General features: G+C 58.6%; 27 protein-coding genes and 1 other RNA gene. 21 read left to right on the forward strand and 7 right to left on the reverse strand.

Translation table 11 applies throughout. The annotated features are described in order from the left end of the window. The first annotated feature begins 40 nt into the window (after positions 1-40). On the forward strand, positions 41-760 hold the full coding sequence (locus tag JFU47_RS22400; RefSeq protein ID WP_140677860.1) for an OmpA family protein: 720 nt from the start codon (positions 41-43) through the stop codon (positions 758-760). 259 nt (positions 761-1,019) lie between these two features. Here JFU47_RS22400 and JFU47_RS22405 read toward each other — a convergent pair whose 3' ends face one another. Beyond that, on the reverse strand, positions 1,020-1,454 hold the full coding sequence (locus JFU47_RS22405; protein ID WP_123365671.1) for a YhcB family protein: 435 nt from the start codon (positions 1,452-1,454) through the stop codon (positions 1,020-1,022). Positions 1,455-1,598: 144 nt separating this feature from the next. On the opposite strand from JFU47_RS22405, the gene JFU47_RS22410 reads away from it, so the two are divergent. The 3 genes from JFU47_RS22410 to zapE all read left to right on the forward strand — a co-directional run bounded on the left by JFU47_RS22410 (position 1,599) and on the right by zapE (position 4,794). After that, positions 1,599-2,228, forward strand: coding sequence for an alpha/beta hydrolase (locus tag JFU47_RS22410; RefSeq protein WP_201185759.1), 630 nt, complete (start codon positions 1,599-1,601; stop codon positions 2,226-2,228). A gap of 24 nt (positions 2,229-2,252) precedes the next feature. Next, positions 2,253-3,608, forward strand: a complete 1,356-nt coding sequence (locus tag JFU47_RS22415; RefSeq protein WP_140677856.1) for a tryptophan--tRNA ligase — start codon at positions 2,253-2,255, stop codon at positions 3,606-3,608. A 91-nt stretch (positions 3,609-3,699) separates the two neighbouring features. After that, entirely contained in the window at positions 3,700-4,794 is a 1,095-nt protein-coding gene (gene zapE / locus JFU47_RS22420) for a cell division protein ZapE (protein ID WP_123365674.1), read from the forward strand. Positions 4,795-4,977: 183 nt separating this feature from the next. Here the strand turns inward: zapE and JFU47_RS22425 are convergent, their stop codons facing one another. Further along, positions 4,978-5,874 carry a GlxA family transcriptional regulator gene (locus tag JFU47_RS22425; protein ID WP_173860460.1) on the reverse strand — a complete coding sequence of 299 codons (897 nt, stop codon included), beginning with the start codon at positions 5,872-5,874 and terminating at the stop codon, positions 4,978-4,980. Between the two features lie 244 nt (positions 5,875-6,118). Between JFU47_RS22425 and JFU47_RS22430 the strand changes: the two genes are divergently transcribed. After that, the gene (locus JFU47_RS22430) at positions 6,119-7,255 is read left to right on the forward strand and encodes an acyl-CoA dehydrogenase family protein (RefSeq protein ID WP_201185761.1); all 1,137 of its coding nucleotides are present in this window, start codon (positions 6,119-6,121) and stop codon (positions 7,253-7,255) included. A 103-nt stretch (positions 7,256-7,358) separates the two neighbouring features. On the opposite strand, the gene JFU47_RS22435 is transcribed toward JFU47_RS22430, so the two are convergent. Continuing rightward, complete coding sequence (locus JFU47_RS22435) at positions 7,359-8,399, reverse strand: NADP(H)-dependent aldo-keto reductase (RefSeq protein WP_056740897.1); 1,041 nt, start codon at positions 8,397-8,399, stop codon at positions 7,359-7,361. A 245-nt stretch (positions 8,400-8,644) separates the two neighbouring features. Between JFU47_RS22435 and rplM the strand changes: the two genes are divergently transcribed. The 7 genes from rplM (at position 8,645) to JFU47_RS22470 (ending at position 13,530) form a co-directional block, all read left to right on the forward strand. Further along, positions 8,645-9,073 (forward strand): 50S ribosomal protein L13, encoded by a 429-nt coding sequence (gene rplM / locus JFU47_RS22440; protein WP_007905295.1) that lies wholly within the window; start codon positions 8,645-8,647, stop codon positions 9,071-9,073. Positions 9,074-9,087: 14 nt separating this feature from the next. After that, positions 9,088-9,480, forward strand: coding sequence for a 30S ribosomal protein S9 (rpsI, locus tag JFU47_RS22445; RefSeq protein WP_003216038.1), 393 nt, complete (start codon positions 9,088-9,090; stop codon positions 9,478-9,480). Between the two features lie 267 nt (positions 9,481-9,747). Next, positions 9,748-10,341 carry a ubiquinol-cytochrome c reductase iron-sulfur subunit gene (gene petA, locus JFU47_RS22450; protein ID WP_123365677.1) on the forward strand — a complete coding sequence of 198 codons (594 nt, stop codon included), beginning with the start codon at positions 9,748-9,750 and terminating at the stop codon, positions 10,339-10,341. Next, a complete protein-coding gene (locus JFU47_RS22455; RefSeq protein WP_201185763.1) occupies positions 10,341-11,552 on the forward strand; it encodes a cytochrome b in 1,212 nt (403 codons plus the stop codon). The genes petA and JFU47_RS22455 overlap by 1 nt, the downstream gene beginning before the upstream one ends. Continuing rightward, entirely contained in the window at positions 11,552-12,334 is a 783-nt protein-coding gene (locus JFU47_RS22460; RefSeq protein ID WP_123365678.1) for a cytochrome c1, read from the forward strand. The genes JFU47_RS22455 and JFU47_RS22460 overlap by 1 nt, the downstream gene beginning before the upstream one ends. Before the next feature lie 148 nt (positions 12,335-12,482). After that, positions 12,483-13,100 (forward strand): glutathione S-transferase N-terminal domain-containing protein, encoded by a 618-nt coding sequence (locus JFU47_RS22465; RefSeq protein ID WP_008155978.1) that lies wholly within the window; start codon positions 12,483-12,485, stop codon positions 13,098-13,100. 16 nt (positions 13,101-13,116) lie between these two features. Then, positions 13,117-13,530 (forward strand): ClpXP protease specificity-enhancing factor, encoded by a 414-nt coding sequence (locus JFU47_RS22470; protein WP_008155980.1) that lies wholly within the window; start codon positions 13,117-13,119, stop codon positions 13,528-13,530. 163 nt (positions 13,531-13,693) lie between these two features. On the opposite strand, the gene JFU47_RS22475 is transcribed toward JFU47_RS22470, so the two are convergent. From JFU47_RS22475 to JFU47_RS22490, 4 genes are all read right to left on the reverse strand, one after another. Beyond that, a complete protein-coding gene (locus JFU47_RS22475; RefSeq protein WP_008147477.1) occupies positions 13,694-14,272 on the reverse strand; it encodes a BON domain-containing protein in 579 nt (192 codons plus the stop codon). Beyond that, entirely contained in the window at positions 14,269-14,862 is a 594-nt protein-coding gene (locus JFU47_RS22480) for a phosphoheptose isomerase (protein ID WP_123365680.1), read from the reverse strand. Before JFU47_RS22480 ends, JFU47_RS22475 begins: the two co-directional genes overlap by 4 nt. A gap of 104 nt (positions 14,863-14,966) precedes the next feature. Beyond that, positions 14,967-15,329 carry a YraN family protein gene (locus tag JFU47_RS22485; RefSeq protein WP_201185765.1) on the reverse strand — a complete coding sequence of 121 codons (363 nt, stop codon included), beginning with the start codon at positions 15,327-15,329 and terminating at the stop codon, positions 14,967-14,969. Beyond that, positions 15,329-17,140 (reverse strand): penicillin-binding protein activator, encoded by a 1,812-nt coding sequence (locus JFU47_RS22490; protein ID WP_201185767.1) that lies wholly within the window; start codon positions 17,138-17,140, stop codon positions 15,329-15,331. The genes JFU47_RS22485 and JFU47_RS22490 overlap by 1 nt, the downstream gene beginning before the upstream one ends. 176 nt (positions 17,141-17,316) lie before the next feature. On the opposite strand from JFU47_RS22490, the gene rsmI reads away from it, so the two are divergent. From rsmI to mraY, 9 genes are all read left to right on the forward strand, one after another. Further along, the gene (gene rsmI / locus JFU47_RS22495) at positions 17,317-18,222 is read left to right on the forward strand and encodes a 16S rRNA (cytidine(1402)-2'-O)-methyltransferase (protein ID WP_201185769.1); all 906 of its coding nucleotides are present in this window, start codon (positions 17,317-17,319) and stop codon (positions 18,220-18,222) included. Positions 18,223-18,297: 75 nt separating this feature from the next. Next, positions 18,298-18,651: RNase P RNA component class A (gene rnpB, locus JFU47_RS22500), an RNA gene on the forward strand. Between the two features lie 356 nt (positions 18,652-19,007). After that, entirely contained in the window at positions 19,008-19,463 is a 456-nt protein-coding gene (mraZ, locus tag JFU47_RS22505; RefSeq protein WP_008147486.1) for a division/cell wall cluster transcriptional repressor MraZ, read from the forward strand. Beyond that, positions 19,460-20,407, forward strand: a complete 948-nt coding sequence (gene rsmH, locus JFU47_RS22510; protein WP_008147489.1) for a 16S rRNA (cytosine(1402)-N(4))-methyltransferase RsmH — start codon at positions 19,460-19,462, stop codon at positions 20,405-20,407. The genes mraZ and rsmH overlap by 4 nt, the downstream gene beginning before the upstream one ends. Then, positions 20,404-20,697 carry a cell division protein FtsL gene (gene ftsL, locus JFU47_RS22515; protein WP_033053422.1) on the forward strand — a complete coding sequence of 98 codons (294 nt, stop codon included), beginning with the start codon at positions 20,404-20,406 and terminating at the stop codon, positions 20,695-20,697. The genes rsmH and ftsL overlap by 4 nt, the downstream gene beginning before the upstream one ends. Then, positions 20,697-22,436, forward strand: coding sequence for a peptidoglycan D,D-transpeptidase FtsI family protein (locus tag JFU47_RS22520; RefSeq protein ID WP_185049251.1), 1,740 nt, complete (start codon positions 20,697-20,699; stop codon positions 22,434-22,436). Before ftsL ends, JFU47_RS22520 begins: the two co-directional genes overlap by 1 nt. After that, complete coding sequence (locus JFU47_RS22525; protein ID WP_201185771.1) at positions 22,436-23,899, forward strand: UDP-N-acetylmuramoyl-L-alanyl-D-glutamate--2,6-diaminopimelate ligase; 1,464 nt, start codon at positions 22,436-22,438, stop codon at positions 23,897-23,899. The genes JFU47_RS22520 and JFU47_RS22525 overlap by 1 nt, the downstream gene beginning before the upstream one ends. Continuing rightward, complete coding sequence (locus JFU47_RS22530; protein WP_140677844.1) at positions 23,892-25,259, forward strand: UDP-N-acetylmuramoyl-tripeptide--D-alanyl-D-alanine ligase; 1,368 nt, start codon at positions 23,892-23,894, stop codon at positions 25,257-25,259. Before JFU47_RS22525 ends, JFU47_RS22530 begins: the two co-directional genes overlap by 8 nt. Next, positions 25,259-26,341 carry a phospho-N-acetylmuramoyl-pentapeptide-transferase gene (gene mraY, locus JFU47_RS22535; RefSeq protein WP_123365686.1) on the forward strand — a complete coding sequence of 361 codons (1,083 nt, stop codon included), beginning with the start codon at positions 25,259-25,261 and terminating at the stop codon, positions 26,339-26,341. The genes JFU47_RS22530 and mraY overlap by 1 nt, the downstream gene beginning before the upstream one ends.

The raw sequence follows: 26,341 nt of genomic DNA on the forward strand, positions 1-26,341 counted from the left end.
GTCCGTTGCACCACAGAATGCAAAAAAGTAGGAGCTCTTCATGTTCACCAAGCAGCGTTTGATTATTGTCGCTACGGCTGTGGCCTTGCTGTCTGGCTGCGCCTCGCCTAACCCTTACGACAATCAGGGCCAGGCCGACGGTGGTTCCACGGGCATGAGTAAAACCGCTAAATACGGTGGCCTCGGCGCTCTGGCCGGTGCTTTGGCCGGTGCCGCCATCAGTCACGATAACCGTGGCAAGGGCGCGCTGATTGGCGCTGCGGTGGTGGGTGCTTCCGCTGCCGGTTACGGTTATTACGCCGACCAGCAAGAGAAAAAACTGCGGGCCAGCATGGCCAACACCGGGGTGGAAGTGCAGCGCCAGGGTGATCAGATCAAACTGATCATGCCGGGTAACATCACCTTCGCCACCGATTCGGCGAACATCGCGTCGGGTTTCTATCAGCCGTTGAACAATCTGGCGGGCTCGCTCAAGGAGTTCAGCCAGAACCAGATCGAGATCGTCGGCTACACCGACAGCACCGGCAGCCGCCAGCACAACATGGACCTGTCCCAGCGTCGGGCCCAGAGCGTGGCGACTTACCTGACTTCACAAGGTGTGAGCGGCACCAACTTGAGCGCCCGTGGCGCTGGGCCGGATAACCCGATTGCCAGCAACGGTGACGTCAATGGTCGGGCGCAGAACCGTCGGGTCGAGGTCAACCTGAAGGCGATTCCGGGTCAGCAGTATGGTGGCCAGCAGCCAGGCGAGGTTCAGTAGTATCCATAATCGTCTGACTGAACCCCAGGCGTAAAAAAGCCCGCCAGATTCTGAACAGATCGGCGGGCTTTTTTTTGTGTCGCCAGTTGTGGCCCCTTCGCGAGCAGGCTCGCTCCCACAGGGGGGGGCGCATTTCAACCGTGGGAGCGGGCTTGCTCGCGAAGAGGTCAGGACAGACACCGAAGATATTGGGTCAGCAACAAAAAAGCCCTCGAACAATCACTTGTCCGAGGGCTTTTTCATGTTGCGCGAAACCTGATTACTTCTTCAGGCCGTAATGCTCATCAAGCATGCCCGGCGCGTTCGGGGCTTTGGGGGCGTAGTCACGTGGCGGCTCCTGATTGCGCGGCGGCGTCAGGCGTTCCCGTGGGGCGGCTGCTGCATCGGCGTGCAGCGAGGCCAGCAAGCGTTGACGAGTCTGCTCGTCCAGGGCCAGGCGGTTGGCACCCTCGGCGAGATGATCCTGCACTTCCTGATAGCTCTGAGTCAGTTTCTTGACCAGTGTTGCAGTGCTGTTGAAGTGGGTGACCACCTCGTTCTGATAACTGTCAAAACGTTCCTGAACGTCATCCAGCTGACGTTGTGTGCTGCTAGGCGCGGCATTCGGCACCAGGCGAGCGATCAGGAAACCAATGGCGACACCCACAACCAGGGCAAGAGTCGGCAACAACCAAACTAAGAGCGAGTGTTCCACGAGTCCTTCCTCTATAAACGGCTTTGCTTTACGTTAACGGCTCGAACCTGCGCTGTATACCGCGATTCACTCGCAATAGATTGGCACAGACAATTTGCTAGACGAGTCGACCCGATTCGAGGTCACGGAGTTCCTTCCTTGCTTATGCGCGAAACCCCTGTAGTGATTGATGGCCCGGTCGGCCAACTGGAAGCCCTCTACCTGGACAATGAGCAGCCACGCGGCATTGCGCTGATCTGCCATCCGAACCCGGTGCAGGGCGGCACCATGCTCAACAAAGTCGTCTCGACGTTGCAGCGTACTGCTCGCGATGCCGGTTTGATTACCTTGCGTTTCAATTACCGTGGCGTCGGTGCCAGCGAAGGCTCCCACGATATGGGCACGGGCGAAGTCGACGATGCTCAAGCGGTCGCCGAATGGCTGCGGGCCAAACATCCGGATTTGCCGCTGACCCTGTTCGGTTTCTCCTTTGGCGGTTTTGTTGCAGCCAGTCTCGGCGGACGCCTGGAAGCCAAGGGCGAACAACTGAAGCATTTGTTCATGGTCGCGCCTGCGGTCATGCGTCTCGGTGATCAGGACCAACTGCCGCAACACGGCGAGCTGACCCTGATCCAGCCGGAAACCGACGAAGTCATCGATCCGCAACTTGTCTACGACTGGTCCGAAAAACTCCAGCGTCCCCATGAGCTGCTGAAAGTGGCAGAATGCGGACACTTTTTTCATGGCAAGCTGACCGATCTCAAGGATCTGATCCTGCCGCGTCTTTCGAATTGATTGCAGTCTGACAAGCGATTACCCATGACGACTCGTACCCGTATTCTCACCGGCATCACCACCACCGGCACGCCGCACCTGGGCAACTACGCCGGCGCCATCCGCCCGGCGATCATCGCCAGCCGTGACAGCAATGCCGATTCGTTCTACTTCCTGGCTGACTACCACGCCCTGATCAAATGCGATGACCCGCTGCGCATCCAGCGCTCGCGTCTGGAAATCGCCGCGACCTGGCTGGCCGGTGGCCTGGATGTGGACCGCGTAACGTTCTATCGCCAGTCCGACATCCCGGAAATCCCAGAGCTGACCTGGCTGCTGACCTGCGTTGCTGCCAAGGGCCTGCTCAACCGCGCCCACGCCTACAAGGCCTCGGTGGACAAGAATGTCGAAACCGGCGAAGACCCGGACGCCGGCATCACCATGGGCTTGTACAGCTACCCGGTGCTGATGGCCGCAGACATTCTGATGTTCAACGCCCACAAGGTGCCGGTCGGTCGTGACCAGATCCAGCACGTGGAAATGGCCCGTGACATCGGCCAGCGCTTCAACCATCTGTTCGGTCAGGGCAAAGAATTCTTCACCATGCCCGAGGCGCTGATCGAAGAAAGCGTCGCCACGCTGCCAGGCCTCGACGGTCGCAAGATGTCGAAGAGCTACGACAACACCATTCCGTTGTTCAGCAGCGCCAAGGAAATGAAGGACGCGATTTCGCGGATCGTCACCGACTCCCGCGCCCCGGGTGAAGCCAAGGATCCGGACAATTCGCACCTGTTCACTTTGTTCCAGGCCTTCGCCACCCCGGCGCAGTCCGACGAGTTCCGCAGCGAACTGTTGCAGGGCCTGGGTTGGGGCGAGGCGAAGAATCGTCTGTTCCAGCTGCTGGACAACGAGTTGGGAGAGTCCCGCGAGCGCTATCACCAGCTGATCGAACGCCCGGCGGACCTGGAAGACATGCTGCAGCTCGGCGCCAAAAAGGCCCGTTCGGTGGCGACACCGTTCCTTCATGAACTGCGTGAAGCGGTTGGCCTGCGTTCTTTCGTCGCTCAGACCCAGGTCGCGACCACCACCAAGAAGAAAGCCGCGAAAGCCGCGCGTTTTGTCAGTTTCCGCGAAGAAGACAGCAGCTTCCGTTTCCGTCTGCTGGCGGCCGATGGCGAGCAGCTACTGTTGTCGCGCAACTTCGCCGACGGCAAAACCGCAGGTCAAGTGACCAAACAGTTGCAATCGGGGCAGCCGTTGGATGTGCGTAGTGAAGACCGGAGTTTCAGTGTCTGGCTGGAAGGCGAGTGCGTGGCCGACAGCCCGACTTTTGCTGACAACGCCGCTCGCGACGTCGCCATCGACACCTTGCGGGTTGCTCTGACGCCGGTTCAGGAATAAATCAGCGGCTCGGCCCGACCAAGGGCCGATTGCCATTCCGACGGGCCGTCGCTACAGTGACGGCCCGTTTTTGTTGCCTTGCTAACGAATTATGACGCCCCTAGAACGATATCAAGCTGATCTGAAACGCCCGGAATTCTTCCATGACGCCGCGCAGGAAACTGCAGTGCGCCACTTGCAGCGCCTGTACGACGATCTGGTCGCGGCCTCGCACAGCAAACCGGGTCTGTTCGGCAAACTGTTTGGCAAGAAAGACGCGGCACCGGTCAAGGGTCTGTATTTCTGGGGTGGCGTCGGTCGCGGCAAGACCTATTTGGTCGACACCTTCTTCGAAGCGCTGCCATTCAAGGAAAAGGTCCGCACTCACTTCCACCGTTTCATGAAGCGCGTGCACGAAGAGATGAAGACCCTCGGCGGCGAGAAAAACCCGCTGACCATCATCGCCAAGCGCTTCTCCGACGAAGCCCGGGTGATTTGTTTCGATGAGTTCTTCGTGTCCGACATCACCGACGCGATGATCCTCGGCACGCTGATGGAAGAGCTGTTCAAGAACGGCGTGACTCTTGTCGCGACCTCGAACATCGTGCCGGACGGTCTGTACAAGGACGGCCTGCAACGTGCGCGCTTCCTGCCAGCGATTGCGCTGATCAAGCAGAACACCGAGATCGTCAACGTCGACAGCGGCGTCGATTATCGTCTGCGTCACCTCGAACAAGCTGAACTGTTCCACTTCCCGCTTGACGCAGAGTCCCACGAAAGCCTGCGCAAGAGCTTCCGCGCGCTGACGCCGGAATGCACGGCAGCCATCGAGAACGATGTGCTGATGATCGAGAACCGCGAAATCCGTGCCTTGCGCACCTGTGATGACGTGGCCTGGTTCGACTTCCGCGAACTCTGCGACGGCCCGCGCAGCCAGAACGACTACATCGAACTGGGCAAAATCTTCCACGCCGTGTTGCTCAGCGGTGTCGAGCAAATGAGCGTCACCACCGACGACATCGCTCGACGCTTTATCAACATGGTCGACGAGTTCTACGACCGCAACGTGAAGCTGATCATTTCCGCTGAAGTCGAGCTCAAAGACCTCTACACCGGCGGTCGCCTGAACTTCGAGTTCCAGCGCACCCTGAGTCGTCTGCTGGAAATGCAGTCTCACGAATTCCTGTCCCGGGCGCATAAGCCGTAGGACATTTCGGAAAATAAAAAAAGGCCTGCATTGCAGGCCTTTTTTGTGCGCGCTGTTAGGCTCACCACAACTCCTGTGGGAGCGAGCCTGCTCGCGAAAGCGGTAGTTCAGTCAACTTCAATGTTGAATGTCAGTCCCCGTTCGCGAGCAGGCTCGCTCCCACATTGGATTCGTGTCTAGCCCTTAAGCTGCCTGCTGGAACTGCTGCCGATACTGGTTCGGCGACAACTCGGTGTGCTGGCGGAACAACCGAGCGAAGAAACTCGCATCGTCGTAACCGACTTCGTAGCTGATGGTCTTGATGCTCTTGCGGCTGCCGGATAGCAGGCCCTTGGCGGTTTCGATGCGCAGTCGTTGCAGGTAATGCAGCGGTTTGTCGCCGGTGGCGGTCTGGAAACGCCGCATGAAATTGCGGATGCTCATGCCGTGTTCACGAGCCACGTCTTCGAAGCGGAATTTGTCGGCGAAGTGTTCTTCGAGCCAGTGCTGGATCTGCAGGATGATCACATCCTGGTGCAGCTTCTGACCGCCGAAACCGATTCGTCCTGGCGAGTAGCTGCGCTGCACTTCATAAAGAATGTCCCGCGCCACGGCCTGGGACACGTTGGCGCCGCAGAAGCGTTCGATCAGGTAAATGTAAAGGTCGCAGGCCGAGGTGGTGCCGCCAGCGCAGTACAGGTTGTCGGCGTCGGTCAGGTGCTTGTCCTGATTGAGCTGAACCCGTGGGAAGCGTTCGGCAAACGCATTGAAGAAGCGCCAGTAAGTGGTCGCTTCCTTGCCGTCGAGCAGCCCGGCCTCGGCCAGCCAGAACACCCCGGTGGCTTCGCCGCAGAGCACTGCGCCGCGAGCATGTTGCTGACGCAGCCAGGGCAGGACCTGTGGGTAACGTTGGCAAAGGGTGTCGAAATCGTCCCAGAAGGCTGGAAGGACAATGATGTCGGCGTTTTCCAGGCCGCCATCCACCGGCATGATCACATCGCTGAAGCTGTTCACCGGTTTGCCGTCGGGGCTGACCAGGCGGGTTTCGAACGCTGGCGTCAGGCCTTGGCCCAGTTGTTTGCCGTAACGCAGGCTGGCCAGGTGGAAGAAATCTTTGGCTTGCATGAGGGTAGAAGCGAAAACCCGGTCGATGGCCAGGATGCTGACGCGCCGCAAGGGCGTGGAGACTTGGTTAGACATAATTCAACTTTATTCTTATAGGGGAAAGTGGTCACCAGACGGCTGGATCGTCTTATTTTTTGTCTGATGTGTCCAGTGTCCTGTGTCGGATGCGAGGCATAGTCTCTGAGGGTCAATTCCGGCTAACAATAACGACAGGTGCCGCATGATCCCCAGAACCTTGTTCAGTTCCGAGCACGAACTTTTTCGCGACAGCGTGCGAACGTTCCTCGAAAAAGAGGCCGTGCCGCTCCATGGGCAATGGGAAAAACAAGGCTATATCGACCGCAAACTCTGGAACAAGGCAGGGGAGGCGGGGATGCTGTGTTCGCATCTGCCGGAAGAGTACGGCGGCCTGGGGGCGGACTTTCTCTACAGCGCGGTGGTGATCGAAGAGATCGGTCGTCTCGGTCTGACCGGTATCGGTTTTTCCCTGCATTCGGACATCGTCGCGCCTTACATCCTGCATTACGGTAGTGAAGCGCTGAAACACAAATACCTGCCGAAACTGGTGTCTGGCGAGATGGTCACGGCGATTGCCATGACCGAGCCGGGTGCCGGTTCCGACCTGCAAGGGGTGAAAACCACCGCGGTGCTCGATGGCGACGAGTATGTGATCAACGGTTCGAAGACGTTCATTACCAACGGCTTTCTCGCTGACCTGGTGATTGTCGTGGCCAAGACCGATCCGAAGGCTGGCGCGAAAGGCACCAGCCTGTTTCTGGTGGAAGCCAGCACCCCAGGCTTCGCCAAGGGCAAGCGCCTGGAAAAAGTCGGCATGAAGGCTCAGGACACCTCGGAACTGTTCTTTCAGGACGTTCGGGTGCCCAAGGAAAACCTGTTGGGGCAGGCCGGGATGGGCTTCGCGTACCTGATGCAGGAATTGCCTCAAGAGCGTCTTACCGTTGCCATCGGCGGGCTTGCTTCGGCTGAAGCTGCGTTGCAATGGACGCTGGAGTACACCCGCGAGCGCAAGGCATTCGGCAAGGCGATCGCCGACTTCCAGAACACCCGCTTCAAACTGGCGGAGATGGCGACCGAGATTCAGATCGGTCGGGTCTTCGTCGATCGCTGTCTGGAACTGCACCTGCAAGGCAAGCTCGACGTGCCGACCGCGGCGATGGCCAAGTACTGGGGCACTGACCTGCAATGCAAGGTGCTCGACGAGTGCGTGCAGTTGCATGGCGGTTACGGTTTCATGTGGGAATACCCGATCGCCCGGGCGTGGGCGGATGCGCGGGTGCAGCGGATTTATGCGGGGACCAATGAAATCATGAAGGAGATCATTGCGCGGTCGCTGTAATGCCGTGTGATTGTTAGACCGCCTTCGCGAGCAGGCTCGCTCCCACAGGTAACAGTGATCTCCTGTGGGAGCGAGCCTGCTCGCGAATAGATCTAAAGATTGATCAAGGTGCCGGGTTCGGATGATCCTTGTGGATCGCCTCAATCCCTTCCAGCACTTCATCCGACAACTTCAATTCGAAGCTCGCTAAATTGCTTTCAAGCTGCTCCATAGTGGTCGCGCCAATGATGTTGCTGGTCACAAATGGCTGCTGAGTGACAAATGCCAACGCCATTTGCGCCGGATCCAGGCCGTGTTCACGCGCCAGAGCCACATAACGACTGCACGCTGCTTCCGACTGCGGGTTGAAATAGCGGCTGAAGCGGCTGTAGAGGCTCAGGCGACCTTTAGGCGGACGCGCGCCACCTTCGTACTTGCCCGACAGGAAACCGAACGCCAGCGGCGAATAGGCGAGCAACCCGCACTGTTCGCGGATAGCGATTTCCGCCAGACCGACTTCGAAGCTGCGATTGAGCAGGTTGTACGGGTTCTGGATCGACACGGCGCGAGGCCAGCCACGGGCTTCGGCCAGGGCGAGGAAGCGCATGGTGCCCCATGGCGTTTCATTGGACAGGCCGATGTGGCGAATCTTGCCGGCCTTTACCTGCTCGTCCAGGGCTTCGAGGGTGTCCTCCAGTGGCGTGAGGTTGGCTTCGGTCTGGTGTTTGTAACCGAGCTGGCCGAAGAAGTTGGTGCTGCGCTCCGGCCAATGCAGCTGGTAGAGGTCGATGTAGTCGGTCTGCAAGCGCTTGAGGCTGGCGTCCACGGCTTCGGTGATGTGTTGGCGGTTGTGCCGCAGGTTTTTATCGCGGATGTAGTCGATGGTGTTGCCGGGGCCGGCGATCTTGCTGGCCAGGATCCAGTCGGTGCGATCACCGCGGCTTTTGAAGTAATTGCCGATGTAGCGCTCGGTGGTGGCGTAGGTTTCGGCCTTGGGCGGCACCGGGTACATCTCGGCAGTATCGATGAAATTGATCCCGGCGCTCTTGGCCCGTTCAATTTGGGCGAAGGCTTCAGCCTCGCTGTTTTGCTCGCCCCAGGTCATGGTGCCGAGGCAGATTGCACTCACGTTCAGATTGGTTCGGCCTAACTGGCGATAGTCCATCGGGTGCTCCTTGGGCAAAACAATCATAAAAGCAGGTTGAATTATTTTTCGCAATCTGCATAATTGCGCACCTCTTTCTGCAGTGGAAGTGATGCGCCGCCGCCGAAGAATCTTGCCGTTGAACGGACGCGCCGACCCGAGCCCCCGAAAGCGTCTGTATCCGGCTGCCTTTGACTTGTCAAAGTACGCACTATTCAGTAAGATCCGCCGTCTAATTTACAGGGCGGCCCCTGAGGCTATAAAGAATGAAAACTTTTACTGCTAAACCGGAAACAGTACAGCGCGACTGGTTTGTCGTCGACGCTGCAGGTCAGACCCTGGGTCGTCTGGCCACCGAAATCGCGAGCCGTCTGCGTGGCAAGCATAAAGCTGAGTACACTCCTCACGTTGACACCGGCGATTACATCGTCGTTATCAATGCCGAGCAGATTCGTGTAACCGGTGCTAAAACCACCGACAAAATCTACTACTCCCACTCCGGTTTCCCGGGCGGCATCAAGTCGATCAACTTCGAAAAGTTGATCGCTAAAGCCCCTGAGCGCGTGATCGAGACCGCGGTCAAAGGCATGCTGCCTAAGAACCCACTGGGTCGCGACATGTATCGTAAGCTGAAAGTCTATGCGGGCGCTGTACACCCTCATACTGCTCAGCAGCCCCAAGAACTGAAGTTTTAACGGAATAGTTCATTATGTCGGCGACTCAAAATTACGGCACTGGCCGTCGCAAGACCGCAACCGCACGCGTTTTCCTGCGTCCGGGTACTGGTAACATCTCCATCAACAACCGCACCCTGGAAAATTTCTTCGGCCGCGAAACTGCCCGCATGGTAGTTCGTCAGCCGCTGGAACTGACTGAGACTGTCGAGAAATTCGACATCTACGTCACCGTGATCGGTGGTGGTGTAAGTGGTCAAGCTGGCGCAATCCGCCACGGTATCACTCGCGCACTGATGCAGTATGACGAAACCCTGCGTGGCGCTCTGCGCAAAGCTGGCTTCGTTACTCGCGATGCACGTGAAGTTGAACGTAAGAAAGTTGGTCTGCGTAAAGCGCGTAAGCGTCCGCAGTACTCGAAGCGTTAATTCGCTTTTACGTTCAAAAAGAACGCCCAGTTTCCTCGCGAAGCTGGGCGTTTTTTTATGGGCGCGATTTATCAAAGAATTGCGCTGTGACAACTTGCCACAGCCGTAGAAGCCCTATACTGCAAGGCTTGGCAGTGGAGCCCCTCGGTAATTACCTTGTCAGAATTGGGGCTTTTCATTACCATTCGGCAAAATTTTTATAAGTTCAGATTTTTACTTAGTAGACGCCTGATTTAACAGGCCACAAAGCTGATGGGAGAGGACTGAATGAGCAATGACGGCGTGAATGCAGGCCGGCGTCGCTTCTTGGTAGCAGCCACATCCGTGGTGGGTGCTGCAGGAGCGGTGGGGGCTGCGGTCCCGTTCGTGGGGTCATGGTTTCCCAGTGCCAAGGCGAAAGCCGCAGGTGCACCGGTGAAGGTGAATGTCAGCAAAATCGAGCCAGGCCAGCAGATGATTGCTGAGTGGCGCGGCCAGCCAGTATTCATTGTTCGCCGAACCGCGGAAATCCTGGGGAATCTGAAAAAGATCGAGGGCCAGTTGTCTGACCCGACCTCCAAGAACTCGACACAACCGACCTACGTCGATCCAGAAACGCGTTCGATCAAGCCAGAGGTCCTGCTGCTGATCGGTATCTGCACGCACCTGGGTTGCTCGCCGACCTTCCGCCCCGAAGTGGCACCTGCTGATCTGGGCAAGGACTGGGTAGGTGGTTATTTCTGCCCTTGCCACGGTTCCCACTACGATCTGGCTGGCCGCGTCTACAAGTCGCAACCTGCGCCTTTGAACCTGCCAGTTCCCCCGCATTCCTATGAGACCGATGACATCATTGTCGTTGGCGTCGATACGGAGAAAGCGTGATGAGCAAGTTCATGGATTGGGTTGATGCGCGCTTTCCCGCGACCAAAATGTGGGAAGACCATCTCAGCAAGTACTACGCCCCGAAGAACTTCAACTTCTTCTATTTCTTTGGTTCCCTCGCACTGCTCGTTCTGGTCAACCAGATCGTTACCGGTGTCTGGCTGACCATGAGCTACACCCCGTCGGCGGAAGAGGCGTTTGCTTCCGTCGAATACATCATGCGCGACGTCGAGTACGGCTCGATCCTGCGTCTGCTGCACTCCACCGGCGCCTCGGCGTTCTTCATCGTGGTCTATCTGCACATGTTCCGTGGCTTGCTCTACGGTTCGTACCAGAAGCCGCGTGAGCTGGTGTGGGTCTTCGGCATGCTGATCTATCTGGCGCTGATGGCTGAAGCCTTCATGGGTTACCTGCTGCCGTGGGGTCAGATGTCCTACTGGGGTGCCCAGGTGATCATCTCGCTGTTCGGTGCGATCCCGGTCATCGGCAACGACCTGACTCAGTGGATCCGTGGTGACTACCTGATTTCCGGTATCACCCTGAACCGCTTCTTCGCCCTGCACGTTGTTGCCTTGCCGATCGTGATCCTCGGTCTGGTGGTGCTGCACGTTCTGGCGCTGCACGAAGTCGGTTCGAACAACCCGGACGGCGTGGACATCAAGAAATTCAAAGACGAAAACGGCGTACCGCTGGACGGCATTGCCTTCCACCCGTACTACACCGTGAAAGATATCGTCGGCGTGGTGGTGTTCCTGTTCATCTTCTGTTCGATCGTGTTCTTCTTCCCGGAAATGGGTGGTTATTTCCTCGAGAAGCCGAACTTTGAAGTGGCGAACGCCTTCAAGACGCCAGAACACATTGCTCCGGTCTGGTACTTCACGCCGTTCTACGCAATTCTGCGGGCGATTCCAGACAAACTCCTGGGCGTTATCGCCATGGGTGCGGCCATCGCTGTGCTGTTCGTCCTGCCATGGCTCGATCGTAGTCCGGTCAAGTCGATGCGCTACAAAGGATGGCTGAGCAAGATCTGGCTCTGGGTGTTCTGCATCTCATTCGTGATCCTGGGCGTGCTGGGCGTACTGGCCCCAACCCCTGAGCGGACGTTGCTGTCGCAGATATGTACCTTCCTGTACTTCGCCTACTTCATTCTGATGCCGTTCTACACCAGGCTCGAGAAGACCAAACCGGTTCCGGAAAGGGTGACTGGCTGATGAAAAAGCTATTTGCTGTACTGATTCTTGCTGCTTTGCCTGTGCTGTCCTTCGCGGCCGAACATGGTGGTCCTGAGCTCGAAAAGGTCAACATCGACGTTTCCGACAAGGCTGCCATGCAGGATGGCGCGCGTACATTCGCCAACTACTGCATGGGCTGTCACAGCGCCAAGTTCCAGCGTTACGAGCGTGTTGCCGATGACTTGGGCATTCCGCACGACCTGATGCTCTCGAAGCTGATGTTCACCGGCGCCAAGATCGGCGACCACATGAGCATCGGCATGCAGCCGGCTGACGCCAAGACCTGGTTCGGTGCGGCGCCGCCCGACCTGACCCTGGTCGCCCGCGTTCGTGGCACTGACTGGCTCTACGGTTACCTGAAATCTTTCTACGAAGACCCGTCGCGTCCTTGGGGCGTGAACAACAAGGTATTCCCGAACGTCGGGATGCCTAACGTTCTGGTCGGCCTGCAGGGTCGTCAGGTGGTAGGCTGTAAACAAGTTCAAATCGTCGAAGACGGCAAGAAGCAATACGATCCGCTGACCGGCACGGCTTTGACGCATGAAGCCTGCGACCAGCTGACCATACTGCCGAAAACCGGCACGCTGAACGAAGAGCAGTTCGACGAGAAGGTCAAGAATCTGGTGACCTTCCTGGCCTACTCGGCCAACCCGGTGAAGCTGCAGCATCAGCGCATCGGTACCTATGTGTTGCTGTACCTGGCGTTCTTCTTCGTATTCGCATACTTGCTCAAACGTGAATACTGGAAAGACGTCCATTGATAATGCTGTAAAATTGCTGTCAATCGCGCGCGCCCAAGGGCGTCTCTGAAGGTGTAACGAGCCTGGTGATCCAGGCGTTACGGGAGGCGCCCTCTGGGCGCGTGCGTTTTTCCGTTTCCGATAATTTCAACAAGCGAGGAGGACCGCCATGGGCGTGACCAATCGGTTGGCCTGTTACTCCGACCCCGCCGACCACTATTCCCACCGAGTGCGTATCGTACTTGCAGAGAAGGGTGTCAGCGCCGAGATCATTTACGTGGAAGCTGGTCGCCAGCCGCCTAAACTGATTGAGGTGAACCCTTACGGAAGTCTGCCCACCCTGGTCGATCGTGACCTCGCGTTGTGGGAGTCGACCGTGGTGATGGAATATCTGGATGAGCGTTATCCGCACCCGCCTCTACTGCCGGTTTATCCAGTGGCGCGTGCCAACAGCCGTCTGCTGATTCATCGTATTCAGCGTGACTGGTGTGGCCTGGTGGATCTGATTCTGGATTCCCGGTCCAAGGAAGCAGCCCGTGTCGTGGCTCGTAAGGAGCTGCGCGAAAGCCTGACTGGCGTGTCGCCGTTGTTCGCCGACAAGCCGTTTTTCCTCAGTGAGGAACAAAGTCTGGTGGATTGCTGCCTATTGCCAATACTCTGGCGATTGCCGATTTTGGGTATTGAACTGCCGCGGCCTGCCAAGCCGCTGCTTGATTACATGGAGCGCTCGTTTGCGCGTGAGGCTTTCCAGGCGAGTCTGTCTGGTGTCGAACGCGATATGCGCTAAGGCTTAAGGAGCCGCTATGAACTCCAGTCGACCTTATCTGGTCCGCGCGCTCTACGAGTGGATTGTGGACAACGATTGCACCCCGCACATGCTGGTCAACTCCGAGTATCCGTCGGTGCAGGTGCCTCAGGGTTTTGCCAGTGACGGACAGATTGTCCTGAACGTATCGCCGGCAGCTGTGCGTCATCTGCACATGGACAACGAAGCGGTCAGCTTCGAAGGGCGCTTCGGTGGCGTGCCGCACACCCTGTACGTGCCTATCGCATCGATCCTGGGCATTTACGCCCGGGAGAACGGTCAGGGCATGGTGTTCGATCTGGAATCGCCTATGGAAGACGAGGAAGAGATCGAGCCGGATGACGATATTCCGCCACCCGACAGTGAGCCGCCGCGTCCCAGCGGTCGACCCAGTTTGAAAGTGGTGAAGTAATAAAAAAGGCGATCCGGATGGATCGCCTTTTTTATTGCGTAGGAGCTGCCGAAGGCTGCGATCTTTTGATGGTGCTTTTAAAGATCAAAAGATCGCAGCCTCGTTTCACTCGGCAGCTCCTACAGGTCGATGGCGATCCAAGGATGCCACCAGTAAGCAAGTATCAGTCGATGTACTCAAACAGCTTCACGATTTTCTGCACCCCGGAAACGCCCTGCACCAAATTGGTGGCTTGGGCAGCTTCCTGCTTGGTCAGCAGGCCCAGGAGGTAGACGATACCGTTCTCGGTGACAACCTTGATGCGCGAGCCCGGAATGTTCGGGTCGGTGAGCATCTGGGTCTTGATCTTGGAGGTCAGCCAGGTGTCGTTCTGGCGGGCAAGGAAGCCGGAAGGTGGCAGGACTTGCAGTTCATTGTGGACTGTCTTCACGCGCTGAACAGCCGCAGCAGCCTGTTCGGCCTTGGCCTTGAGGTCTGCGCGCGGGGTTTGCCCGGCAAGCAGCACGACGCCATTGAAGCTGGTGACGACGATGTGCGAGTCGTTATCCAGGGCTGGATCGGCCTTGGCAATGTTCACGCCGACCTTGGTGTCGATCAGAGAGTCGTCGATCTTACTGCCGAAGGTGCGGGTGCCGCGGTCATCTTCAATCGGTGCTTCACGGCTGGCGTTAACCACCGAGGTGCAGCCGCTGATGCCGAGGCACAGGGTCAAGGCCAGAAGGCCTAGGCGATTAGGGGTCATTCTTCACTCCCGAACAGTTGGCTGTCGATCAAATCGCAAAGGCAATGGATCGTCAGCAGGTGGACTTCCTGAATACGTGCGGTGACGTTGGCCGGTACGCGAATCTCGACGTCCTCGGGCAATAGCAACGACGCCATGCCGCCGCCATCGCGACCGGTCAATGCTACGACAATCATTTCGCGATCATGTGCGGCCTGGATCGCTTGAATAATGTTCGCCGAGTTGCCGCTGGTGGAAATCGCCAGCAATACGTCACCCGGCTGGCCGAGGGCGCGAATCTGTTTGGAGAAGATTTCGTTGTAGCTGTAGTCGTTGGCGATCGAGGTGATCGTCGAGCTGTCGGTGGTCAGCGCAATCGCTGGCAGACTAGGACGCTCGCGCTCGAAGCGGTTGAGCAGCTCGGACGAGAAGTGCTGGGCATCACCGGCAGAGCCGCCGTTGCCGCAGGACAACATTTTACCTTCGTTGAGCAGGGCGTTGACCATCACCTGGCTGGCTTGCTCGATGTGCGGTGCAAGTACGTCCATCGCCATTTGCTTGGTATCGATACTGGCCTGAAAAAGCTGGCGAATTCGGGATTGCATGTCCATCTGTGTGACCTTAATTAGCGCGGCTACTCGGCACATGAATGTGCAGCCCGCAAAGCAAAGAGCAAAAGTGTTGGGTGAAAGTGTCCGGTTCGGGGCGCACGCAATCAGCTGTCGAAGGCATTCTGCAACCAGTTCAACTGATCGAGGTTGCTGTCGATGGCAACCACGTCGAAACGGCAAGGGGAATTGGCCCAACGCGACTCGCGCTGAAGAAAATACTGCGCGGCAACTATCAGTTTCTGCCGTTTGCGCTCATCGATGCTACCGAGCGCGCCACCCCATTGAGTGTTTTTTCTGTAGCGGACTTCAACGAATACTACTGTATCGCCATCAAGCATGACCAGATCAAGCTCGCCGCGTTTACACAACCAGTTCTGCGCCAGCAGGCGCAGACCCTGTTGTTGAAGATGCTCGAGCGCATGGCGCTCGGCATCTTTACCGCTTTGCTGGCGTGATCCGTCGGGCATCAGCGCGGGGTGTCCGGCAGGCGTTGAACCTGACCGCTGACGAACTGTGCCCACGGCAACTGGCGGACCACACGTTGGTTCTGAGTCATGCCCAGGCTGCCCGATTGACCTTCGATGCGGCTGTCCGGCAGAGCCTTGAGTTGCCCCAGGCGTGGTGCCAGGCGATAGGCATCAACACCCATCGCGTACAGACGGCCCAGGCTGCCAGCAGCTTGTGGCCATTGAGCGGTAACCTGTTTGCGCAGTGGATCGTTGGCCTCCAGCAACCATGGGGTTTCGCAGAAGCGAATGCCGTTCATGTCGTTGTACTGGTTCACATCGCCGCTGGCGCTGAACACGTGGGAGGTGGCATAAACAGGCACGTCGCCGGCGTACTGGAAGTTCAGGGTCGGCTTGATCTGCTGGGCTTGCTGAGGCGTTGCAGCCAGGAAGATGAACTCGATGTCCTGACGACGCGAAGGCTGGGCGGCTACCTGTCCGCCAACGGTGCTTTGCAGGCTCTTGGCGCGACCTTCACTCTGACGCAACTGGAACATGTCGGCAATCTGCTGGGCCAGTTGAACCGGTTGGTCGACGCGTTCGGTGGCGACGATGCTGCCACCGTTAGCCTGCCAATCCTGGCTGAATGCTCTCAAGACGCGATCGCCCCATTCGCCTTTCGGCACCATGATGGCTGCGCGATGCAGGCCATCGGCGCGAGCACGGCGGGACACTTCGCGGGCTTCGTCTTCAGCGGCAAGGCCGAACTGGAACAGTTGGGCCGGACCTTGTTCGCCTTCGCTGTAATTCAGCGCCAGGGTGGTGATCGGCAGTTGCGGGCGAGCACTGAGCTGTTTGACCAGCGGTTTTTCCAGCGGACCAACCACCAGTTGCACGCCATCGGCCTGCGCCTTGCGGTAGAACTCGTCCATCGAGGTCAGTTTCGAGCTGTCATAGAACTCGATGGCTGGCGGCTTCTGCCCGGCTTGTTGGGCCTGGTAGTGAGCAGCCATGAAACCTTCGCGCAGTGCTTTTCCGACCGACGCCAGCGGGCCGTCTTGTGGCAGCAGCAGGGCGATTTTGCTCAGGGGCTGGCTGGCCAGTTCCTTGAGTTTGGTCAGTGGCAGCGGCAATTGAATGGCTGCCGGGTGCTTTGGATTCTGTGCGCGCCAGTTGTCGATCGCGGCTTGCTGCTGTTCCAGGGTGCCGGCAGTTTTCACCGCCTGTGCCAGGCCCATCCAGCCGCCGAGGTCATCGGTGGTGTTTGGCTGCAATTGGTCGGTCGGCAGCGAGGCGATCAGGGTCCAGATCGCTTCGTGGTTTTTGCTCGCGGCTTCACCTTCAAGCATTGGCGCGACGAAGATACGCTCCCGTGCGGCGGCCAGCGTCTGGCCATCGGCTTCAAGGGCGCGGGCATGCACAGTGCCGGTGCGAACCTGTTGCTCAACCGGCAGTTCACTCAGGCGTTGCAGGCTCGGATGGCTCAAGGCTGTCAGCGCCGCTTTGGGCTGATTGCGAACCATGGCCAGCTCAGCCGCCAGGGTACTGGCGAAAACCTGTTGGCCAGGCTTGAGTGTTTCGACGGGGACTTGTTGCAGGATTTGCGCGGACTGGCCGGCATTCCCCTGACGATAGGCCAGGTCTGCCGCGCTCAGGCGCAACAGGGAGGCTTTTTCCGGGTCTTTGCTTTGAGCGGCCTGCGCGAGCAGTTGCTCGATACTGGCATCCGGGGTCCGTGGAAGTTCGCCAAGGCTGGAGGAGGGCGAGCTGGCGCAAGCCGCCAGCAAGGCAGCAAGGCAGAGGGCAGTGAACAGCCGCAGGCAAGCGATCATGTAGTGTTCCTGATACTCGATCAAATTAGCGTGGAATTGTACCCAAGCACTGGCCGGGGCGCGATGTTACTGGTGTGAATCGATCAATTTAGCTCGTGCAAATGTTGCGGCACTGCACAAAAGGCTGCAAAACCGAGGGTTGCTTGCGCGTATCGCGAACGTCACGACGCGCTACAATGACGGCTTTTACCGATCATGAGGTGTGCGCTTTGACTGCTCCAGGTGCTTTGAATTCCGCTGCTGGCTCGCTTTATGTGGTGGCGACGCCCATCGGCAACCTGGACGACATCAGTGCGCGTGCGCTGAAGATCCTGCGCGAGGTCGCCCTGATCGCCGCCGAAGATACCCGTCACTCCCAGCGATTGATGCAGCATTTCGGCATTCCTACGCCGCTGGCGGCCTGCCATGAACACAATGAGCGGGATGAAGGTAGCCGCTTTATCACTCGTTTGCTTGCCGGCGACGATGTGGCGCTGATCTCCGATGCCGGCACACCGTTGATTTCCGATCCGGGTTATCACCTCGTGCGTCAGGCTCGTGCTGCGGGTATCAATGTGGTGCCGGTTCCGGGCGCCTGCGCGTTGATCGCAGCGTTGTCGGCGGCGGGGTTGCCGTCGGACCGTTTTATCTTCGAAGGTTTTTTGCCGGCCAAGGCTGTCGGTCGACGCGCCCGTCTGGAACTCGTTAAGGAAGAACCGCGCACGCTGATTTTCTATGAAGCACCGCACCGCATCCTCGAATGCCTGCAAGACATGGAGCTGGTATTCGGTGCCGAGCGTCCGGCGTTGCTGGCGCGCGAGCTGACCAAGACTTTCGAAACCCTTAAAGGCTTGCCACTGGCTGAGTTGCGCGAGTTCGTCGAGTCAGACAGTAATCAGCAGCGCGGCGAGTGCGTGGTGTTGGTGGCAGGTTGGTCTGCCCCCGAGACCGAGGACGCCGTCAGCAGTGAAGCGATGCGCATTCTGAATCTGTTGCTTGAAGAAATGCCGCTCAAGCGAGCCGCAGCGTTGGCGGCGCAAATTACCGGCGAGCGCAAGAATGTGCTCTATCAGGTCGCGCTGGATAAACAGAAGGGCGAGTAAAAACCGACGTGCAGGCGTAGCCCAAGGCGTTTAGCGCTTGTCCTTCGGCCACTCTGCCGTTAATCTTCGCGGCGGAGAGTCGATCGGACAGTCGCTGCCCTCTATGAAAATTAGGGGGGGGAGGAAAGTCCGGGCTCCATAGGGCGAAGTGCCAGGTAATGCCTGGGAGGCGTGAGCCTACGGAAAGTGCCACAGAAAATAACCGCCTAAGCGCTTCGGCGCCGGTAAGGGTGAAAAGGTGCGGTAAGAGCGCACCGCACGTCTGGCAACAGTTCGTGGCTAGGTAAACCCCACTTGGAGCAAGACCAAATAGGGTCCCAAGGCGTGGCCCGCGCTGGGACCGGGTAGGTTGCTAAAGATGTCCAGTGATGGCCATCGTAGACGAATGACTGTTCAAGACAGAACCCGGCTTACAGATCGACTCTCCACCTTTTTCCCCTTCCCTGCTTTAATCATTGAGCAGGGCGCCTGTAGTAGCCATTTCCCTCCTTACCGAATCAACAGCAGAAGCCCTTTCCTAATACCGAAAAAATCTTACTCTTAACAAATTACTTTAACTTTCGAACGCAGCCTTCAGTGCTGATTCAAGTTATTGGGCAGGATGACACGTCAGATTCTCGCTACCCCTCCTTTTGCACTCCTAAATCTCAGTTCTGTAAGGCTTTTCCTTTAATCCGCGCCTTGACGGTGCGGTGGCCGCATTCCTATAGTGTGCGCAAGTGGCGGAAAGTGGCATGAAGTGGGTTTTTTGAGCTCAAAACGCTAATATTTGGAGAAACGCTGACGTGTTTCGCGGAGCTAACGCTATCAGTCTCGACGCAAAGGGCCGTCTCGCGATGCCGAGCCGGTACCGTGACGAGCTCGTTTCGCGTAGTTCCGGTCAGTTAATCGTCACAATTGATGCCGTTGATCCATGTTTGTGTGTTTACCCCCTCGATGAGTGGGAAATTATTGAAACCAAACTGCGCGCACTGCCTTCGCTTCGCGAAGAGAACCGCCGCCTGCAACGTTTACTGATTGGTAATGCCGTCGACCTCGAGCTCGATGGCAGTGGTCGTTTTCTGGTTCCGCCGCGTCTTCGTGAATATGCCAAGTTGGATAAGCGCGCGATGTTGGTAGGCCAACTGAACAAGTTCCAATTATGGGACGAGGATGCCTGGGATGCGGTTTCTGCCGCTGACCTGGCTGCTATTCAACAACCGGGCGCGATGCCTGATGAACTGCGTGATTTGATCCTGTGACTATTGATAGCGGCTTTAACCACATCACCGTACTGCTTGACGAAGCCGTAGAGGCTCTCGCCGTACGTCCTGATGGCTGCTATCTGGACGGTACGTTCGGGCGCGGCGGGCACAGTCGGTTGATCTTGAGCCAGCTAGGCCCGGATGGTCGGGTGCTCGGATTCGATAAAGATCCTCAAGCGATTGCCACCGGGCAAACGCTAGCGGCCGAAGACGGCCGCTTTGTCGTTGTACAGCGCAGCTTTGCCGAGCTCGGTTCGGAAGTCGCCGAACGTGGTCTGGCCGGCAAGGTCAGCGGTGTTTTGCTCGACTTGGGCGTGTCTTCGCCGCAGCTCGACGACCCTGAACGCGGCTTCAGTTTCCTCAATGATGGCCCGCTGGACATGCGCATGGACCCGTCTCGCGGGATCAGTGCTGCCGAATTCGTCAACACCGCCCCGGTGGAAGAAATCGCCCGGGTGTTCAAGCAATACGGCGAAGAACGTTTCTCCGGCCGGATGGCCCGTGCCGTGGCCGAGCGTCGCGACATCAAGCCGTTCGAGCGCACTGCCGATCTGGCTGAAGTCCTGAAAGTCGCCAACCCTGCATGGGAAAAGGGCAAAAACCCGGCGACCCGTGCGTTCCAGGGCTTGCGAATTCACGTCAACAACGAACTGGGTGATCTGGAAGCCGGCCTCGAAGCCGCACTGGAATGCCTGGAAGTCGGTGGCCGCCTGGTGGTCATCAGCTTCCACTCGCTGGAAGACCGCATCGTCAAACTGTTCATGCGCAAACTGGTGAAAGGCGAAGCCGACAACTTGCCGCGCAACCTGCCGGTACGTCACGTCGCCTTCGAACCAATAATCAAAATCCATGGCAAAGCACAGTCCGCCTCCGAGGCCGAACTAAAAGCCAACCCACGTTCCCGTAGCGCCGTCATGCGCGTCGCGGAGAAGCTGCGGTGAGCAAGCTTTTCGCCAAGCCACTTCCCGGCGGAAGCTTTTTCATGTTTCTGCTGTTTATTGGCGTGCTCGTGTCGGCTATCGGCGTTTCCTACAGCGCCCACTGGAACCGTCAACTGCTGAACTCCCTGTACAACGAGTTGAGCGTGCGCGACAAGGCGCAAGCGGAGTGGGGCCGTTTGATTCTCGAACAGAGCACCTGGACCGCCCACAGCCGTATCGAAGTCCTGGCGACCGAGCAACTGAAGATGCGCATTCCTGGCGCAGCTGAAGTGCAGATGGTGGCGCCATGATGAAACTCGAGGGCGCACTCTTTCCATGGCGGTTCCGCCTGGTGCTGGGTTTGCTCGGCGTCATGGTCGTGGCTATTTGCTGGCGCATCATCGACCTGCAAGTCGTCGACCGTGCCTTTCTTAAAGGTCAGGGCGATGCGCGCAGCGTTCGTCATATCCCGATTCCGGCTCACCGTGGTCTGATCACCGACCGTAACGGCGAGCCTTTGGCCGTGAGTACCCCAGTCACCACCCTTTGGGCCAATGCCAAGGAAATGCAAACGGCGAAAGAGAAGTGGCCTGCACTGGCGGCTGCCTTGGGGCAGGACCCGAAAGCCCTGGCCGAACGTCTCGAGGCTCAAGCCAATAAAGAATTCATCTACCTGGTGCGTGGGCTGACCCCCGAGCAGGGCCAGTCCGTGCTCGATCTGAAAGTGCCGGGCGTTTATGGCATCGAAGAATTTCGGCGTTTCTACCCGGCCGGTGAAGTCACTGCCCATATGGTCGGTTTTACCGACATCGATGACCACGGTCGTGAAGGCGTCGAGCTGGCCTACGACGAATGGCTGGCCGGGGTCCCCGGCAAGCGACAGGTGATCAAGGATCGGCGTGGCCGACTTATCAAGGATGTTCAGGTCACCAAAAACGCCAAGGCCGGAAAGCCCTTGGCGTTGTCCATTGACCTGCGTCTGCAATACCTGGCCAACCGTGAGCTGCGTAACGCGATCATCGAGAACGGCGCCAAGGCCGGCAGCCTGGTGATCATGGACGTGAAGAGCGGCGAGATCCTCGCCATGGTCAACCAGCCGACCTACAACCCGAACAACCGTCGCAACCTGCAACCGGCGATGATGCGTAACCGCGCGATGATCGATGTGTTCGAGCCTGGCTCGACGATGAAAGCGATCTCGATGAGCGCTGCGATTGAAACCGGACGCTGGAAGCCGAGCGATACCGTCGAGGTATACCCGGGTACCTTGCAGATTGGTAAATACACGATCAAGGACGTCTCCAAGTCTGAGGGGCCGGTGCTCGACCTGACCGGCATTCTGATCAACTCCAGTAACGTCGGCATGAGTAAGGTCGCTTTCGATATCGGCGGCGAAACGATTTTCCGTCTGGCACAGAAAGTCGGCCTCGGCCAGGACACCGGCCTGGGCTTCCCGGGCGAGCGCGTCGGCAACCTGCCGAATTACCGCGAATGGCGCAAGGCTGAAACCGCAACGCTGTCCTACGGCTACGGTATTTCCGTGACTGCGATCCAGTTGGTCCACGCCTTCTCGGCCCTGGCCAACAACGGTCGCCTCGCGCCGCTGACCTTGATCAAAACCGACAAGCCAGCGCAAACCACACAGGTATTGCCGGAAGCGGTCGCGAAAACCATGCAAGGCATGCTCACACAAGTGATCGAAGCCCCACGCGGTGTATTCCGCGCGCAGGTGCCGGCGTATCACGTGGCAGGCAAGTCGGGTACGGCGCGCAAGACGTCGGTGGGCGCCAAAGGTTACGCCGAGAATTCCTACCGCTCGCTGTTCGCCGGCTTCGGCCCGATGAACGATCCGCGCTACGCAATCGTGGTGGTGATCGATGAGCCGACCAAAGCCGGTTACTTCGGCGGTCTGGTTTCGGCCCCGGTGTTCAGCAAAGTGATGTCCGGGACCTTGCGCCTGATGAACATCACCCCGGACAACCTGCCACCTACTCAACAAGCGAACGCAGCACCGGTCGTTCCGCTGAAAGCCAATGGAGGGCGCGGCTGATGTCTCTGAGTCTGAACAAGATTTTCGCCCACGCCGGCCGCGATCTGTTGATCCGCGAACTGACCCTGGACAGCCGCAACGTGCGGGCTGGCGATCTGTTTCTCGCCGTCCCTGGCGGCAAGTTCGACGGCCGCGCGCACATTGCCGACGCTCTGCAACGCGGCGCTGCTGCTGTGGCGTATGAAGTCGAAGGCGCGACCGTATTGCCGATTACCGATGTTCCGCTGATTCCAGTCAAAGGCCTGGCGGCGCAGCTGTCGGACATCGCCGGGCGTTTTTACGGTGACCCTAGTCGTCACTTGAACCTGATCGGCGTGACCGGCACCAACGGCAAAACCAGCGTGACGCAGTTGGTTGCGCAAGCCTTGGATTTGCTCGGCCAGCACTGCGGCATCGTCGGCACGTTGGGCACCGGTTTTTACGGCGCGCTCGAAAGCGGCTTGCACACCACGCCGAACCCGATTGCCGTGCAAGCAACCCTCGCCGACCTGAAAAAGGCGGGCGCCAAAGCCGTCGCCATGGAAGTTTCTTCCCACGGTCTGGATCAGGGCCGCGTGACCGCATTGGCGTTCGATGTGGCGGTGATGACCAACCTGTCCCGCGATCACCTGGATTACCACGGCACCATGCAAGCCTACGGTGAAGCCAAGGCCAAGCTGTTTGCCTGGAACGATTTGAAGTGCCGGGTGATTAACCTCGACGACGAATTCGGCCGCGAACTGGCAGCCGATAAACGCGAGTCGCGCTTGATCACCTACAGCCTGGAAGACTCCAGTGCCTACCTTTATTGCCGTGAAGCGCAGTTCGATGACGAAGGCGTGCGCGCCACGTTAGTCACGCCGCAGGGTGAGCATCACTTGCGCAGCACCTTGCTCGGTCGTTTCAACCTGAGCAACGTGCTGGCCGCAGTCGGCGCCTTGCTCGGTCTGGACTACGCGCTGGACGAAATTCTCAAGGTCTTGCCGAAACTCGAAGGTCCGGCCGGACGCATGCAGCGACTCGGCGGCGGTACTCAGCCGCTGGTGGTGGTCGATTACGCCCACACACCGGATGCGCTGGAAAAAGTCTTGATGGCCCTGCGTCCTCACGCCAAAGGCCGTTTGCTGTGCCTGTTCGGTTGTGGTGGTGATCGCGATCGCGGCAAGCGTCCGCTCATGGCTGAGGTGGTCGAGCGTCTGGCTGACGGCGTGCTGGTGACCGATGACAACCCGCGCACCGAAGACCCGGCAGTGATCTTCGACGACATCCGCACCGGTTTTACCGCTGTGGATAAAGTCACCTTCGTCGCTGGCCGTGGCCAGGCGATTGCCCAATTGATCGCCAGCGCTTCGGCGGATGACGTGATTGTCCTGGCCGGTAAAGGTCACGAGGACTATCAGGAAATCAACGGCCAGCGTCACGCCTTCTCCGATCTGGTCGAGGCCGATCACGCCTTGACCGCGTGGGAGGTGGCCCATGCTTAAAGCCCTGAAACTGAGCGAACTGACCGGCGCGCTGAATGCCCGCTTGGTCACTGCCGATGCCAGCTTCGACGGCGTCAGCATCGACAGTCGCGCGATCAAACCAGGCCAACTCTTTATCGCCCTGACCGGCCCGCGTTTCGATGGTCACGACTATCTCAATGACGTAGCGGCAAAAGGCGCCGTAGCGGCGTTGGTCGAGCGCGAAGTCGCCGACAGCACACTGCCGCAGTTGCTGGTGAAAGATACTCGTCAGGCGCTGGGGCAACTCGGCGCGTTGAACCGTGCGGCTTACACCCATCCCGTTGCGGCCATCACCGGTTCCAGCGGCAAGACCACGGTCAAGGAAATGCTCGCCAGCATCCTGCGCACGCGCGGTCCGGTGCTGGCGACCCGTGGCAACCTGAACAATGACCTCGGCGTTCCGCTGACCCTGCTCGAGCTCGCACCGGAACATACCGCAGCGGTGATCGAACTGGGTGCTTCGCGTCTCGGCGAAATTGCCTACACCGTCGACATGACCAAGCCTCATGTGGCCGTGCTCAACAACGCCGGGACCGCCCACGTCGGCGAGTTCGGCGGACCGGAAAAAATCGTTGAAGCCAAGGGCGAGATTATTGAAGGGCTAGATGCCGATGGCGTCGCCGTTCTCAATCTGGACGACAAGGCGTTCGATATCTGGAAGACCCGCGCTGCCGGTCGCAAAGTGCTGACCTTCGCCTTGAGCAATGTCAGTGCCGATTTCTACGCCAGCGATCTGGACCGTGACGCTCGCGGTTGCCCGGCGTTCAACCTGCACAGTCCTGAAGGTGTGGAGCGCGTTCAACTGAACCTGCTCGGCACCCATAACGTTGCCAATGCCATGGCCGCCGCCGCCGCCGCCCATGCGCTGGGCGTGTCGCTGTTCGGCATCGCCACCGGTCTGGGCGCGGTGCAACCGGTCAAGGGCCGCACCGTCGCACAACTGGCCAGCAATGGCATGCGCGTGATCGATGACACGTACAACGCGAACCCCACCTCCATGTGCGCCGCCGTTGATATACTCGCCGGCTTTTCCGGCCGCACCGTTCTGGTGCTCGGAGATATCGGCGAGTTGGGCGATTGGGCGGAGCAGGGGCACCGCGATGTGGGCGAGTACGCCCGCGGCAAGGTTTCCGCGCTTTACGCTGTCGGGCCAATGATGGCTCACGCCGTAAACGCTTTCGGTCCACAGGCCTTTCACTTCAGCACTCAGGCTGAACTGATCAAGGCCCTGGGCGCCGAGCAAGACACAAACACCACCATTTTGATCAAGGGCTCACGCAGCGCTGCGATGGAAAACATCGTCGCCGCTTTGTGCGGGACCAGCCTGGAGAAACATTAATGCTGCTGCTGCTAGCGGAGTATCTGCAACAGTTCTACAAAGGCTTCGCGGTCTTTCAGTACCTGACCCTGCGCGGGATTCTCGGTGTGCTGACCGCGTTGGTTTTGTCGCTGTGCTATGGCCCGTGGATGATCCGCACTTTACAGAACCGTCAGATCGGTCAATCCGTTCGCAACGACGGTCCACAATCGCACCTGTCCAAGTCCGGCACCCCGACCATGGGCGGCGCGCTGATTCTGTCGTCCATCGGCGTCAGCACGTTGCTTTGGGCTGACCTGACCAACCGTTACGTGTGGACCGTGCTGCTGGTGACTTTGCTGTTCGGCGCGATCGGCTGGGTCGACGATTACCGCAAAGTGATCGAGAAGAACTCCCGTGGCTTGCCGAGTCGCTGGAAATACTTCTGGCAATCGGTGTTCGGCCTCGGTGCAGCGATCTTCCTTTATAAGACCGCAGCGACGCCGGTGGAAACCACCCTGATCCTGCCGATGCTTAAGGACCACAGCATTGCGCTGGGTGCAGGTTTCATCGTCCTGACTTACTTCGTGATCGTCGGTTCGAGCAACGCGGTCAACCTGACCGACGGCCTCGACGGTCTGGCGATCATGCCCACCGTAATGGTTGGCGGCGGGTTGGGCATTTTCTGCTACCTGTCGGGTAACGTGAAATTCGCTGAATACCTGCTGATTCCGTATGTGCCGGGCGCAGGCGAATTGATTGTGTTCTGCGGCGCCTTGATCGGCGCGGGCCTCGGGTTTCTCTGGTTCAACACGTATCCGGCTCAGGTGTTCATGGGCGACGTCGGCGCACTGGCGCTGGGCGCGGCACTGGGCACCATCGCGGTAATCGTCCGTCAGGAAATCGTCCTGTTCATCATGGGCGGCGTGTTCGTGATGGAGACCCTGTCAGTCGTCATTCAGGTTGCTTCCTTTAAGCTCACCGGTCGCCGTGTGTTCCGCATGGCACCGATTCACCACCACTTTGAACTCAAGGGCTGGCCCGAGCCACGCGTGATCGTCCGTTTCTGGATCATCACCGTGATTCTCGTGCTGGTTGGCCTTGCCACCCTGAAGCTGAGGTAG

This window comes from Pseudomonas sp. TH39(2020), assembly GCF_016650715.1.
Classification (GTDB): Bacteria; Pseudomonadota; Gammaproteobacteria; order Pseudomonadales; family Pseudomonadaceae; genus Aquipseudomonas; species Aquipseudomonas mandelii_C.

What these genes read in the sequence shown, in the direction of transcription:
- rplM (WP_007905295.1), top strand. Translation starts at nt 8,645, where the DNA reads ATGAAAACTTTTACTGCTAAACCGGAAACAGTACAGCGCGACTGGTTT.
- mraY (WP_123365686.1), top strand. Translation starts at nt 25,259, where the DNA reads ATGCTGCTGCTGCTAGCGGAGTATCTGCAACAGTTCTACAAAGGCTTC.
- JFU47_RS22520 (WP_185049251.1), top strand. Translation starts at nt 20,697, where the DNA reads ATGAAACTCGAGGGCGCACTCTTTCCATGGCGGTTCCGCCTGGTGCTG.
- JFU47_RS22525 (WP_201185771.1), top strand. Translation starts at nt 22,436, where the DNA reads ATGTCTCTGAGTCTGAACAAGATTTTCGCCCACGCCGGCCGCGATCTG.
- JFU47_RS22455 (WP_201185763.1), top strand. Translation starts at nt 10,341, where the DNA reads ATGAGCAAGTTCATGGATTGGGTTGATGCGCGCTTTCCCGCGACCAAA.
- JFU47_RS22490 (WP_201185767.1), bottom strand. Translation starts at nt 17,140, where the DNA reads ATGATCGCTTGCCTGCGGCTGTTCACTGCCCTCTGCCTTGCTGCCTTG.
- JFU47_RS22470 (WP_008155980.1), top strand. Translation starts at nt 13,117, where the DNA reads ATGAACTCCAGTCGACCTTATCTGGTCCGCGCGCTCTACGAGTGGATT.
- petA (WP_123365677.1), top strand. Translation starts at nt 9,748, where the DNA reads ATGAGCAATGACGGCGTGAATGCAGGCCGGCGTCGCTTCTTGGTAGCA.
- JFU47_RS22480 (WP_123365680.1), bottom strand. Translation starts at nt 14,862, where the DNA reads ATGGACATGCAATCCCGAATTCGCCAGCTTTTTCAGGCCAGTATCGAT.
- JFU47_RS22435 (WP_056740897.1), bottom strand. Translation starts at nt 8,399, where the DNA reads ATGGACTATCGCCAGTTAGGCCGAACCAATCTGAACGTGAGTGCAATC.
- JFU47_RS22430 (WP_201185761.1), top strand. Translation starts at nt 6,119, where the DNA reads ATGATCCCCAGAACCTTGTTCAGTTCCGAGCACGAACTTTTTCGCGAC.
- JFU47_RS22475 (WP_008147477.1), bottom strand. Translation starts at nt 14,272, where the DNA reads ATGACCCCTAATCGCCTAGGCCTTCTGGCCTTGACCCTGTGCCTCGGC.
- JFU47_RS22530 (WP_140677844.1), top strand. Translation starts at nt 23,892, where the DNA reads ATGCTTAAAGCCCTGAAACTGAGCGAACTGACCGGCGCGCTGAATGCC.
- JFU47_RS22460 (WP_123365678.1), top strand. Translation starts at nt 11,552, where the DNA reads ATGAAAAAGCTATTTGCTGTACTGATTCTTGCTGCTTTGCCTGTGCTG.
- rpsI (WP_003216038.1), top strand. Translation starts at nt 9,088, where the DNA reads ATGTCGGCGACTCAAAATTACGGCACTGGCCGTCGCAAGACCGCAACC.
- JFU47_RS22415 (WP_140677856.1), top strand. Translation starts at nt 2,253, where the DNA reads ATGACGACTCGTACCCGTATTCTCACCGGCATCACCACCACCGGCACG.
- rsmI (WP_201185769.1), top strand. Translation starts at nt 17,317, where the DNA reads ATGACGGCTTTTACCGATCATGAGGTGTGCGCTTTGACTGCTCCAGGT.
- JFU47_RS22400 (WP_140677860.1), top strand. Translation starts at nt 41, where the DNA reads ATGTTCACCAAGCAGCGTTTGATTATTGTCGCTACGGCTGTGGCCTTG.
- JFU47_RS22485 (WP_201185765.1), bottom strand. Translation starts at nt 15,329, where the DNA reads ATGCCCGACGGATCACGCCAGCAAAGCGGTAAAGATGCCGAGCGCCAT.
- JFU47_RS22465 (WP_008155978.1), top strand. Translation starts at nt 12,483, where the DNA reads ATGGGCGTGACCAATCGGTTGGCCTGTTACTCCGACCCCGCCGACCAC.
- JFU47_RS22410 (WP_201185759.1), top strand. Translation starts at nt 1,599, where the DNA reads ATGCGCGAAACCCCTGTAGTGATTGATGGCCCGGTCGGCCAACTGGAA.
- zapE (WP_123365674.1), top strand. Translation starts at nt 3,700, where the DNA reads ATGACGCCCCTAGAACGATATCAAGCTGATCTGAAACGCCCGGAATTC.